The organism is Candidatus Infernicultor aquiphilus (genome assembly GCF_002784285.1).
GTDB lineage: Bacteria > Atribacterota > Phoenicimicrobiia > Phoenicimicrobiales > Phoenicimicrobiaceae > Infernicultor > Infernicultor aquiphilus.
The window spans coordinates 1-13,403 of record NZ_PFKO01000233.1 but is presented as its reverse complement, the minus strand read 5'-3'; the positions used below and the strand labels follow the sequence as shown (position 1 = coordinate 13,403).

Below are 13,403 nucleotides of genomic sequence, written 5' to 3'. Positions count from 1 at the left end.
TTTTTAAGAAGTTATTTAAATATTTTTCTTTTAGGGTAGGAGTATTTCCTCTTTCCAAAATAATTATAATACAATTAAGGGGAAATTGCAAGAGAGGGGGATAATAGATAAATCATCTTATAAATTTTTATCTAAAAAATACTGGTGAACCCTTAGATCATCAGTTAATTCTGGATGAAAAGATGATACTAAAATATTTTTCTGTTGAGCCATGATAATCTTTCCATTAAATTTAGCTAAAACTTTTACTTCTTTTCCTATCTTTTTAATATAAGGAGCTCTAATAAATACTGCCCTAAAAGGTTCCCCGGCAAAGCCTTCTATTTTCAAATCGACTTCAAAACTATCTACCTGTCTTCCAAAAGCATTTCTTTCCACTACAATATCAATTAAATTAAATCCTATCTGTCTACTATCTTGTATCTCTTTAGCTAGTAAAATCATTCCTGCGCAAGTCCCATATATAGGCATGCCTTCTCTGCCTTTTTTAATAATAACTTCGTCCAAATTATATATCCTGGCTAATTTTCCAATAGTAGTGCTTTCTCCTCCCGGGATGATTAATTTTTCTACTTTCTCTAAATCTTCAATGGTTTTTACTTTAATAGCTTCAAAACCACACCTTCTTATCATGTCTAAATGTTCTTCTACTGCCCCCTGTAAGGATAATACTCCAACTTTCAAGTTAATATACAGCTCCTCCCTACTCTATCTTCGTTTTTTATTTAATTTTTATCTTACCATCCTCTATCTTGCATCCGTTCAGCTGCTGCAATTTGGGAAATCTCTATACCTTTCATCGCTTCCCCTAAACCTTCCGAAACCCGAGCAATAATTTCAGGGTTATCATAATTAGTAGTAGCTTCTACAATTGCCTTCGCTGTCCTTTTTGGGTCGCTTGATTTAAATATCCCTGAACCTACAAATATTCCATCAGCACCTAATTGCATCATTAAAGCAGCATCAGCAGGAGTAGCTATTCCTCCAGCAGCGAAATTAACTACTGGCAGTTTCCCTTTTTGAGCTACTTCTTGTAAAAGTTCAAAAGGAGCGCCTAACTCTTTAGCTTTGGTCATCAGCTCTTCTTGGGGTAAATTCTTTAAAATTCTAATTTCACCCATTACCTGACGCATATGTCTAACTGCTTCTACAATATTACCTGTTCCCGGTTCACCTTTAGTCCTAATCATAGCCGCTCCTTCCCCTATTCTTCTTAAGGCTTCACCTAAATTTCTTGCTCCACAAACGAAAGGAACCTTGAAATTATTTTTATCTATATGGTAATTTTCATCAGCCGGAGTTAGTACTTCACTTTCATCAATATAATCTACTCCTAAAGCTTCTAAGACCTGAGCTTCCACAAAATGTCCAATCCTTGCTTTAGCCATTACTGGTATAGTTACCATATTCATTATCTCTTTTATGATCTTAGGATCAGCCATCCTGGCTACACCACCAGCTGCTCGAATATCAGCAGGAACCCTCTCTAAGGCCATAACTGCTACCGCTCCTGCTTCTTCCGCAATTTTTGCTTGTTCTGCGCTTACCACATCCATTATTACTCCACCTTTTAACATTTCAGCCAAACCTTTTTTTAATTTATAAGTACCCTTCTCTACCATGTACTTTATCCTCCTTTCTGATATTTTCTATTAATCTATTTATTATTATAATAGAAAAAAAATAGAAAAACAAATAATTACTTCTTTTTTATTTATTCTTTTCAAAAGTTAATGCGGCTAAATATTCATACATCTTCCAGCGTCTTAAAACTTCTTCCTGGGCTTGTTTTAGTAATTTTTTAGCAACTTCTGGATTAGTACGAGTAAGCATTTTATATCTATTTTCATTGTAGACATATTCTTCTAAAGGAATGCTCGGAGCTTTAGAATCTAATTGAAAAGGATTCTTCCCTTCTTTAGTAAGATCAGGATTATATCTTAGTAAGGGCCAGTATCCAGACTGGACCGCTAATTTCTGTTGTTCTAAACCATGAACCAAGTTATAGCCATGACTAATACAATGACTATAAGCTATAATAAGAGAAGGACCATTAAAGGCCTCTGCCTCCTGAAAAGCCTTAATCACTTGTGCATCATTGGCTCCCATAGCTACTCGAGCTACATACACATCTCCATAGGAAATTGCCATCATGGCTAAATCCTTTTTATAAGTTCTTTTACCGCTAGCAGCAAACTTAGCAATTGCCCCCAGAGGAGTTGCTTTAGACATCTGCCCACCAGTATTAGAATAAGTCTCAGAATCTAACACCAAAATATTAACCTTACGCCTTTGAGCAATAACATGATCTAATCCTCCATACCCGATATCATAAGCCCATCCATCTCCACCTACAATCCACACACTCTTTTTAGCCAGAACATCGATTAAACTAAGTAAATCTTCTGCTTCTGCTTTTTCTGTTTTTTTCAATTTTTTCTCTAAGACTTTTACTCTATCCCTCTGTTCTTGTAATCCCCTTTCGGTAGATTGATCCGCATTCTTAATTTCCCTAACTAAATCGTCACCTATTTCCGAAGAAAGTCTATCCACTAGTTCAAAAGCATATTCAACTTGTTTATCCAAGGCCAATCTCATCCCTAATCCAAATTCAGCATTATCTTCAAAGAGAGAATTAGACCAAGCCGGACCTCTCCCCTCTTTATTAAACGTCCAGGGAGTAGTAGGCAAGTTCCCTCCGTAAATAGATGAACATCCTGTAGCATTGGCTATAACAGCTCGATCCCCAAATAACTGACTTAAAAGTTTTACATAGGGGGTCTCACCACAACCAGCACAAGCACCAGAGAATTCAAAAAGAGGTTGTAAGTACTGGACATTTCTAACTGCATTAAGTTTTAGTTCCCTTCGGTCAACTTCTGGAATTTCTAAGAAAAATTCCCAGTTTTTAACTTCTTGTTCTCTAATAGGTGGTTGAGTAACCATATTTATAGCTTTTAAGTGGGGGTTGGTTTTATTTTTAGCTGGGCAATTCTCTACACAAAGACCACATCCAGTACAATCTTCAGGAGAAACTTGAAGAGTAAATTTCATTCCTTTAAATTGGGAATTTTTTGGATCAACAGATTTAAAACTATGCGGAGCAGAAGAAAGTAATTTTGGATCATAAACCTTTGCTCTAATAACTGCATGAGGACATACCATTACGCATTTTCCACACTGGATACAGGCATTAGGATCCCAGGTAGGAATTTCTTGAGCAATATTTCTCTTTTCCCATTGAGTAGTACCACTGGGGAAAGTTCCATCTGGAGAAAAGACACTAACGGGCAAATCATCTCCTTCACCAGCGATTATTTTTGCAGTTACTTTCTTTACAAATTCAGGTGCTTCTACCGGTATAAAAGAACGTTCACTTAATTTTTCAGTAGCCTTGTCAGGAATTTTCACTTCATGCAAGTTAGTAAGAGCATTGTCTACGCCAGCAAAATTAGTATTTACTATTTTTTCACCCTTTTGACCGTAAGTCTTCTCTATAAAATTTTTTATAGCTTTTGTGGCCTGTTTAATAGGAATAATATTACTTAAAGAGAAAAAACAAACTTGCATTATAGTATTAATCCTACCCCCTAAGCCTACTTCTTTGGCAATTTTAAAAGCATCAATTACAAATAAACGTAGTTTCTTCTCGATAATAGTCTGTTGAACTGAATAAGGTAGATGGTCCCACACCTCGAGAGCAGAATAAGGACTATTCAGTAGAAATACAGCACCTGGTTGAGCAGTTTTTAATACATCATAACGTTCTAAAAAAGAGAATTGATGACAGGCTACAAAATTTGCCCGATTAACTAAATAAGTAGAATGGATAGGAGTTGGGCCAAATCTCAGATGAGAGATAGTAAGTGAACCAGCTTTTCGAGAGTCATAGACAAAATAACCTTGAGCATAATTATCAGTTTCTTCACCAATAATTTTTATAGAATTTTTATTTGCCCCTACCGTTCCATCTGAACCAAGACCATAAAAAACTGCTCGAGTTCTATCCGTTGGTTCTATGGAAAAATCGGGGTTATAAGAAATACTAGTATGAGTTAAATCATCATTTATCCCGATAGTAAAATGATTCTTAGGAATATCCTTTTTCATCTCATCAAATAATCCCTTGATCATAGCTGGGGTAAATTCTTTAGAAGAAAGACCATATCTCCCTCCAATTATCTTAGGGGTATCTTTAAAATGAGATATTCCCATAGATACGCCTTCTTGAATTGCGGTTACTATATCAGTATACAGGGGTTCTCCAATACTCCCCGGTTCCTTGGTACGATCTAAAGTACTTATAATTTTTACAGTTCTCGGGAGTGAATTAATAAAATGTTTAACCGAAAATGGTCGGTAAAGACGTACTTTTATTAAACCAACTTTTTCTCCTTGTTTCATCAGGTACTCTACTGTTTCTTCTGCTGTCTCAGCTCCTGACCCCATTAATACAATAATTATTTCAGCATCTTCTGCCCCAAAATATTGAAATAATTCGTATCTTCTTCCTACCACTTTCTCAAATTTATCCATAACTTTCTGCACCAGATCAGGGCAGGTAAGATAATAAGAGTTAACTGTCTCCCGAGCTTGAAAGAATACATCCGGATTTTGGGCTGTACCTCTAATAAAAGGACGATCAGGAGAAAGTGCTCTTTTTCGATGAGCCCTTACTAAATCATCATTAATTAAAGATCTCATATCTTCTGGGGTTAAGAGTTCAACTTTAGATTCTTCATGCGAAGTACGAAAACCATCAAAGAAATGAAGAAAAGGCACTCGAGATTCCAGGGTTGCTGCTTGAGCAATTAAAGGAAAATCCATAGCTTCCTGCACCGAGTTAGATGCAAGTAAAGCAAAACCGGTCCCTCTGGTGGCCATTACATCACTATGATCACCAAAGATGGAAAGGGCCTGACAGGCCACCGAACGAGCGGCAACATTAAATACAGTAGAAGTTAATTCTCCGGCAATTTTAAACATGTTTGGAATCATTAATAATAGCCCTTGAGATGCTGTAAAAGTGGTAGTAAGAGCCCCTCTTTGCAAGGATCCATGAGTAGCTCCCGAGGCACCTCCTTCACTTTGCATTTCGGTTATCTGAGGAACCGTCCCCCAGATATTTGGCTTTCCCTCAGCGGCCCAAAGGTCAGCAAGTTCACCCATCCCTGAAGAAGGAGTAATGGGATATATAGTTACCACTTCGTTTAAGTGATACGCTGTATGGGCTGCTGCAGTATTCCCGTCGATAGTAACTTTTTTTCTATTCATCACGCTATACCTCCATTTTTTAAAATACTATTTAGGTTTATAAACTAAAACCTCTTTATTCTATCACCAATAAATCAAAATACTCAATTTCAAAAAAACTATAAAATTAGAAAAATACATTTAATTATTCTAATAGATAGATCATCACCTTTTCTAATTATTTAATTTTTTGTCTACCCATTAAAGCTTGAGTCAAAGTCACTTCATCGGCAAATTCTAAGCTTCCCCCTATAGGGACGCCATACGCAATACGGGTTACCTTTATATTTAAAGGCTCAATTAATCTATTTAAATAAGAAGCAGTAACTTCTCCCTCAATATTAGGATTAGTCGCTAATATTATCTCTTTTATCTTTTCAGTCTTTAACCTTTTTAGTAGACTATCTATTTTTAGATTTTCCGGCTCAATCCCATCTAAGGGAGAAATTGCGCCTTCTAAAACATGATATAAACCTTTATATTCACCCGTATTTTCTATGGCAATCAAATCCCTTACCTTTTCTACGACACATATAATAGATTTATCTCTATTAATATTCTGGCAAATTTCACATACTTCTTGATCAGTTATATTACCACAAATTGAACAATGTTTAACTTTTTCTTTCGCTTCTAATATTGCCTTGGCTAAACTGGCCACTCTTTCCGAAGAATTCTTTAAAATATAAAAAGCCAATTTTTGAGCAGTCTTAGGACCGATCCCAGGCATTTTAGAAAATTCATCAATTAATCTGGCTAAAGGTTTAGTGTACCTAAAAGACACCCTATTTTCTCCTTTTAAAATAAACCGGGAACGTTAATACCCCCGGTTAATTTAGCTATTTCCTGAGCAGCTAATTCTTTTGATTGGCGTATTGATTCATTAACAGCTGCTAAAATTAGATCTTCTAACATTTCTTTTTCCTTGGCATCTATCACATCTGGCTCGATTTTAATTTCTTTTATCTCTTGTTGGCCATTAATTATTATTTCTATTATCCCTCCACCAGAGGAAACTTTTATCTCTTTTTGAGCTAATTCTTCTTTAGCTTCCTCCATCTTTTTCTGCATTATTTGGGCTTGTTTCATTAGAAATTTCATATCCATTATTACTACCTTCCTTCCTCCCCTCTTTAAAATTTTCTATTTTTTCCTCAATAATCGTCCCTTTAAATAAACTTAATGATTCTTTAAGCAATAAATTATCTTCTGAAATCTTATTATTACTTATTTTTTTAACCTTATCTTTTTCCACGGTTACCCTTTCTTCTATTTCTTCTTCCCCTTCATTTTTTGGCTCAGTAACTTTTCTCTTATTTTCCAATTCTACCTCTAATGAAGAGGGATCCTCTTCACCATCATCATTAATAATGCATTCTATAGCTAACGGTCTACCCATCTCTTCTTTAATTAATTCTTGTAATAAAATCTTGTTATTTTTCTTTTCTAAACTCTCTTTATGAAAGATATATTTTTTATTAAATCCGATGATTAGTTTATCATTTTCTATGGTAATTAAATTGTTAACTATGATAAAAGAATAAACAGACATTTTAGTTTTTTTAAGCTTATTTAAAATTATGGGCCAAACTTGATTTAAATCTAAATTAGTGGACACTTCTTTAGTTTGAATAAAGGAACCCTCTTTAGTCTTATTTTGAATCTTCTTCTTTGGTGGTATTTCTTCTCTCGTTTTTACTTTTAGGTTATCTGATTTTACTATATCTTGGTTTTTAGATAAATCTAAATAACCCTCATCTTGGTCTTTTTCAATCTCTTTTGAAGAATAGTCCTCTCCTGCAGTAAATTTAAGAACTAACATTTCCAATAAAATCCAGGGGTTATGGGTATACTTCATCTTTCTTTCTACTTCAGCCAGATAATCAACCATATTAAATAGTTTTCCCAATTTAATTAATTTAGATTGTTTTAATAAGCGTTCTCTATCTTCGGTAAATATCCCCTGAAAATTTAATACTTCTGGTTTGCAAACCTTTATTAAAGACAAATTATGAACATATTCCATTAAATTTTTTATAAATTGAGAAGCATCTCCTCCTAAATCAGCTATTCGGTTAACTATTTCTATCCCTTTAACTGTATTATGATTAATTATGGTGTCTACAAAGTTAAAAAAAACATCTTCTTCAATTATTCCTAACACCTCTCTAACCTTTTGCAAAGTTATCTCTTTACCACAATAAGCAATTATTTGATCTAAAATACTTTCCGCATCGCGCATCGAACCGGTTGAACTTCGAGCTATTATATTTAAAGTCTGACCATCTATTTCTAATTTTTCATCTTTAATAATCATCTTTAACTTATTTATAATATCTTCTAAAGAAATTCTTCTAAAATTAAACCACTGACAGCGGGATAAAATAGTATTAGGAATTTTATGAGGAGCAGTAGTGGCAAATATGAAAACTACATGTGAGGGAGGCTCCTCTAAAGTTTTTAATAAGGCATTAAAAGCCTCTGTAGTTAGCATATGTACTTCATCAATAATATATACCTTATATTTTCCTTCTGCCGGAGCAAACTTTACTTTATTTCTCAAATCCCTAATATCATCGATTCCCCGGTTAGAGGCTCCGTCTATTTCTATCACATCCATAGAATACCCTTCGGTAATTCTAATACATCTCTCACATTTATTGCAAGGATAAGGAGTTGGCCCCTTTTCACAGTTTAGTGATTTAGCTAAAATACGAGCAGTAGTAGTCTTCCCTACTCCTCGTGGACCAGAAAAAAGATAAGCATGAGAAATTCTATTTAAAGAAATTGCATTTATTAAAGTTTGGGTAATATGTTTCTGCCCAATTATATCTTCAAAAACCTGTGGTCTCCATTTTCGATAAAGTGATTGGTATGCCATAAATACTCCCTAATAACATTCTTTAATTCAAGATAGTCAGATATTTTTTTTCTTAGAAAAATACCCAATTTTTACTTTACTTTTGTTAATGATTAAGGTTTAGTGACCGTGCACCTACCTCCGACTTACCTCTCTAAGCGATACTAAAGCAGTTTGCTCCAATCAGGTTTACCTGTGGCACCAAAGAGATTTGCTTACCGCTGCTTCTTTCCAGATCTGACGGAGTTCACAATTCTTTGTCGCGCAGGGCCCAATCTTCATCACTACTTACCTTAGCCAGCCTTAAAAAGATTAAACCTCGAGTAGGAATTCAACCCTGCTAGAGCGGATTGCAGGTTACAGGGCACCGCTATCTCCCCGTTTAGCACGATCACCTAATTTAATTTTAATCTGGCGGAGAGGGCGGGATTCGAACCCGCGTGACAGCTTATGGCCGCCTAATCGCTCTCCAGGCGATCCCGTTATGACCACTTCGGTACCTCTCCTCATCTATCTAATAAATAATAAACCTAATATCTATTAGTGTCAAAATATTTTTCAATTAAATCTTTTTAATTACAGCCACTAAAGTTTATACTAAATTATATTAACTGGTTACTACCCAAAAAGTGCCTATACTCTACCAATAACATCAAACAATATATTTAGTGATTTAAAAAATAAAGAGTTTATGGAAAACCATAAACTCTTTATTTTACCTTTTTATTAATTTAAAATTTTAGCAACTTTAATTATTTAATATGATGAATTTTTCTTTCTGCTTTTATATTCTTTTTACAAACTGCTTCATTAATTAAATATTTTGCTTTATTTTTCTCAATATTACAAACAACACTAATTTCACCTTCTAAAATTTTATTAGCTCTCTCATACAGACCCTTTTCTGTAGAAGATAATTTTTCTCTACTATCTCGATGAATATAATTTTTTACAACTTGAGCCACTTTGAGAATATCACCACTATCCACCATTTCGGTTTGAGATTTTATCCTCTGCTTATAATTTCCGTCCATTTCATCGTCCATTTTTCCACTCAAAACATTTAATACCTCTGGTACAGTTTTTGGATCAATAATATACCTTAAACCAATTTCTTCAGCCTTGTTAACTGGAACCATTAAAGTCATTTCATTTACCATTAATTTTAAAATATAGTATTTTTCTTTTTTCCCCAATACTTTCTTTTCTTCTATATTCTTAACATTTCCAACTCCAAAAGCCGGATGAGATACCTTATCCCCAATTTTAAACATTTTTTTGGATTAGTTAACCCATTCCTCCCTTCCCATTTTATATTTTCGAATAAAAAATAACTATAGGTATATTTTTTTATTTTTTATTTATATTATTTTGTTTATATTATATCATTTTTTAATAAAAAGTCAAAACAACCCTGGACGGTATATTGTCATTTATTATACTATTAAACAATCTAGAGAGAAAAAATAGCTGGAATTACTAAAATGAATGAAGTATTAAATTAAAATAGTCGGTAGAAATTCTAACTTTTATATTATTTAAGAAAATAAATGACAAGCTATATAATGTATATTTTTGAAACATTTTAGTTCTGGTTCTACTTCTTTACATCTAGTTTTCACATAAGGGCATCGGGTATGGAATCGGCATCCGGAAGGAGGATTTACAGGACTGGGAACATCGCCCATCAAAATTTGACCTTTTCTTCTAAGTTTAGGATCGGGGATAGGTATGGCAGAAAGTAATGCCTTGGTATAAGGATGTTGAGGGTTATCAAATAATTCTTTTTTAGGTGCGCTCTCTACTATTTTACCTAAATACATTACTGCCACTCTATCACAGATATGTTTTATTACGCTTAAATCATGAGCTACAAATAAAAGGGTAAGTCCAAATTCTTTCTGTAAATCCTGTAATAAATTAATTATCTGGGCTTGAATGGAAACATCCAGAGCAGATACACATTCATCGGCAACTATAAACTCTGGGTTAGTAGCTAAAGCTCTGGCAATCCCTATTCTCTGCCTCTGACCACCACTAAATTCATGAGGGTATCTATTTATCTGGTCTGATAGAAGACCAACCTTTCCCATAATTTCTATCACTTTCTCTTCTTGTTCTTTTCTGGGAATAATCTTATGTATTTCCATAGGTTCAGCAATAGTTGAACCTATAGTCATTCTGGGATCAAGAGAGCCAAAGGGATCCTGATAGATAATCATCATTCTTTTTCTGAATTTCAATAGCTCTTTTCTTTTTAAATGGGTAATATTCTGACCCTTAAAAAAGATACTGCCAGCAGTAGGGTCTAAAACACGCAAAATAGTCTTTCCACAAGTAGTTTTTCCACATCCTGATTCTCCCACTAACCCTAGAACCTCTCTTTTTTCTATATAAAAACTTACCTTATCTACGGCTCTAACTGCTTCTTTTTTCCCGAAAATACCTTTACTGGTCCAGAACCATTTTTTTAGATTTTTAACTTCTACCAATTTTTCCATTCTACTTATTTGCTCCTTTTAACTAAATGACATCTCACCAGATGAGAATTTTCTACCTCTATCAGTTCTGGCATCTCTTCCACACATCTTTTAAAACTGAAATCACATCTGGGATGAAATGGACATCCTGAAGGCAAATCAAGGAGATTGGGGACTAAGCCCTTAATGGTATCCAGACGTTCTACTTCTAGATCTAATCTTGGCATTGATTTATGTAATCCCCGAGTATAAGGATGAAGTGGATTATAAAAGAGTGTATCTACATTGGTATATTCCACTATATGCCCGGCATACATTACCGCTACATAGTCACACATTTCGGCGATTACTCCCAGATTATGAGTTATTAACATCACCGAGGCACCAAACTTATCTTTTAAATCATTAATTAATCTTAAAATCTGGGCTTGAATGGTAACATCCAGGGCAGTGGTAGGTTCATCGGCAATAAGCAAAGTAGGATTACAGGATAGAGCCATCGCAATCATCACTCTCTGTCTCATTCCACCTGATAACTGATGAGGATAATGATCAATTCTCTTCTCTGCATCAGGTATTCCTACAATTTTTAATGCCTCTATGGCCTTTTTTTTGGCCTCATCTTTATTTAACCCCTGATGCAATTGAATAGCTTCCACAATTTCATGACCGATAGTAAATACTGGGTCTAATGAAGTCATAGGTTCCTGGAAAATCATAGATATTTTTTTACCTCTTATCTTCCTAATTTCTTTCTCATTTAATTTTAAGAGATTTTTACCTTCGAACCAGATTTCTCCACTCACTATCTTTCCTGGGGGATTAGGAATCAGTCTCATAATAGAAAGGGCAGTAACGCTCTTACCGCAACCTGACTCCCCCACTAAGCCAAGGGTTTTTCCTTGATTGACACTAAAACTAACTTCATCTACAGCTTTTACTGTACCTTCGTGAGTGAAAAAATAAGTTTTTAAGTTTTTTACTTTAAGTAATTCTTTCATATCCCTCTCTATCCTGTACCACTATTAAGTTTTAAGTCGCGGATCTAATATATCTCGTAAACCATCTCCTAATAGATTCAATCCTAATACTGAAAACAATATGGCAATACCAGGGAAGGTCGCCGCCCACCAGGCGCCACTTATAATATAAGAATAACTTTTAGAAAGCATTGCTCCCCATTCCGGAATAGGAGGTTGAGCACCTAAACCTAAGAAACCAAGAGCTGCACAATCCAAAATAGCTGAAGCCAACATTAAGGTTCCATAGACAATAACTGGGGCTATACTGTTAGGCAGAACATGGCGAAAAATAACTCTCCCATCACTGGAGCCCATTGCTTTTTGGATTTCGATGTATTCCATCTCCTTAATGTATAGTACTGAACTCCTGATAATCCTGGCCATCTGAGGGGTATAAACTATACCTATAGCGATCATTGCTTTATCTAACCCTTGTCCAATTACGGCTACAATTACAATTGCCAATAGCAAGGCAGGAAAGGCAAACATAATATCTACTATTCTCATAATTAGAGCATCAATCCATCCTCCATAATAACCGGCGATTACCCCAAAAGTTATACCTAATATCATAGCAATTCCTACTGCTACAAAACCTGCACTCAAGCTGACTCGGGAACCATAAATAATTCTGCTCAACACACATCTCCCCAAGCTATCAGTTCCCAGGGGCGCTCCTTCTATTCCCTTTTCACTCCAAAATCCCGGTTTTAATTTATTAGCCAGCTGAGGAGGAGAAGGATTAGGATCATTGGGGGCAATATAATTTGCCAGCAAAGCACACATAACAATTATAATTACAATTACCAGACCAAAGAGAGCTGATTTATTGTATTTAAGTCTTCTTATTAATTCTTGGGTCTTAGTTTCTATTTTTCTCTCCATTTCATTCTACCTATACCTTTATTCGGGGATCAATATACACATACAAAATATCGGTTATTAAATTTACCATTACAAACATAAAAGCAAAAAAAAGTAAAGAACCCTGTACCGCAGGGTAATCCCTCATACCCACTGCTTTTACTACATATCTGCCTATTCCCGGCCAGGAGAAGACTGTTTCAGTTAAAATTGCCCCAGCTAATAGTCCACCAAAATCTAATCCAATTACCGTAATTACCGGTATCATCGCATTCCTTACGGCATGTTTATAGATTACTGCACCCTCTGACAGTCCTTTAGCCCTTTCTGTCCTTATAAAATCCTGCCTTAAGACTTCTAACATACTCGACCTGGTTACTCTGGCAATGGTAGCCATAGGTATGGTAGATAGAGCCAAACTAGGAAGAATTAAATGACGAAGAACACTTATAAAAGCTTTAAAATTAACCGTAATTATACTGTCTAAAAGATAAAAACCAGTAATACGTTGAAGAGAAATAGCTATATCTATTCGTCCACCAATAGGAAGCCATCTCAAATAGACTCCAAAGATCATCATTAGCATAATTCCCAACCAAAAAACAGGCATCGATACTCCAAAAAGCGCTACTCCCATGGTGGTATAATCAAGAGCAGAATATTGTTTAGATGCAGAGATAATCCCGGCAATAGAACCAATAATTATGGCCAAAACCATAGAGAAGATAGTTAGCTCAAAAGTATTAGGAAATCTTTCCAATATCTCTTTAGTAATATATTCATTGGAGACTATCGAACGACCCATGTCACCATGTAAAGCATCCTTTAACCAGATCCAATATTGAATAGGAAGGGATTTATCCAATCCATATTTTTCCCGGATGGCATTAATAATCTGAGGAGAGGCATGTTCTCCGGCCATAG

General features: G+C 35.0%; 11 protein-coding genes, 1 tRNA gene and 1 other RNA gene. All 13 read right to left on the bottom strand.

The features are described from left to right. Positions 1 to 117 precede the first annotated feature (117 nt). Positions 118 to 684: a pyridoxal 5'-phosphate synthase glutaminase subunit PdxT gene (pdxT, locus tag COZ07_RS06325; RefSeq protein ID WP_406607727.1), complete on the bottom strand. Its 567-nt coding sequence runs from the start codon at positions 682 to 684 to the stop codon at positions 118 to 120. A 53-nt stretch (positions 685 to 737) separates the two neighbouring features. Next, entirely contained in the window at positions 738 to 1,622 is an 885-nt protein-coding gene (pdxS, locus tag COZ07_RS06320) for a pyridoxal 5'-phosphate synthase subunit PdxS (RefSeq protein ID WP_406607726.1), read from the bottom strand. An 88-nt stretch (positions 1,623 to 1,710) separates the two neighbouring features. Continuing rightward, positions 1,711 to 5,274: a pyruvate:ferredoxin (flavodoxin) oxidoreductase gene (gene nifJ, locus COZ07_RS06315; RefSeq protein ID WP_406607725.1), complete on the bottom strand. Its 3,564-nt coding sequence runs from the start codon at positions 5,272 to 5,274 to the stop codon at positions 1,711 to 1,713. A gap of 157 nt (positions 5,275 to 5,431) precedes the next feature. Further along, positions 5,432 to 6,037: a recombination mediator RecR gene (gene recR, locus COZ07_RS06310; RefSeq protein WP_406607724.1), complete on the bottom strand. Its 606-nt coding sequence runs from the start codon at positions 6,035 to 6,037 to the stop codon at positions 5,432 to 5,434. A 14-nt stretch (positions 6,038 to 6,051) separates the two neighbouring features. Beyond that, a complete protein-coding gene (locus tag COZ07_RS06305; protein WP_406607723.1) occupies positions 6,052 to 6,342 on the bottom strand; it encodes a YbaB/EbfC family nucleoid-associated protein in 291 nt (96 codons plus the stop codon). Beyond that, on the bottom strand, positions 6,299 to 8,134 hold the full coding sequence (gene dnaX / locus COZ07_RS06300) for a DNA polymerase III subunit gamma/tau (RefSeq protein ID WP_406607722.1): 1,836 nt from the start codon (positions 8,132 to 8,134) through the stop codon (positions 6,299 to 6,301). Before dnaX ends, COZ07_RS06305 begins: the two co-directional genes overlap by 44 nt. 106 nt (positions 8,135 to 8,240) lie before the next feature. Then, positions 8,241 to 8,504, bottom strand: an RNA gene (ffs, locus tag COZ07_RS06295) — signal recognition particle sRNA large type. A 21-nt stretch (positions 8,505 to 8,525) separates the two neighbouring features. Further along, a tRNA-Ser gene (locus COZ07_RS06290) sits at positions 8,526 to 8,619 on the bottom strand. A gap of 246 nt (positions 8,620 to 8,865) precedes the next feature. Then, positions 8,866 to 9,387, bottom strand: coding sequence for a CarD family transcriptional regulator (locus tag COZ07_RS06285; RefSeq protein ID WP_406607721.1), 522 nt, complete (start codon positions 9,385 to 9,387; stop codon positions 8,866 to 8,868). Positions 9,388 to 9,651: 264 nt separating this feature from the next. Continuing rightward, positions 9,652 to 10,614 (bottom strand): ABC transporter ATP-binding protein, encoded by a 963-nt coding sequence (locus COZ07_RS06280; protein ID WP_406607720.1) that lies wholly within the window; start codon positions 10,612 to 10,614, stop codon positions 9,652 to 9,654. Between the two features lie 5 nt (positions 10,615 to 10,619). Further along, a complete protein-coding gene (locus COZ07_RS06275) occupies positions 10,620 to 11,594 on the bottom strand; it encodes an ABC transporter ATP-binding protein (RefSeq protein WP_406607719.1) in 975 nt (324 codons plus the stop codon). Between the two features lie 24 nt (positions 11,595 to 11,618). Further along, entirely contained in the window at positions 11,619 to 12,500 is an 882-nt protein-coding gene (locus tag COZ07_RS06270) for an ABC transporter permease (protein WP_406607718.1), read from the bottom strand. Positions 12,501 to 12,510: 10 nt separating this feature from the next. Further along, the coding region (locus COZ07_RS06265) for an ABC transporter permease (RefSeq protein WP_406607717.1) at positions 12,511 to 13,403 on the bottom strand (893 nt) is incomplete at its 5' end.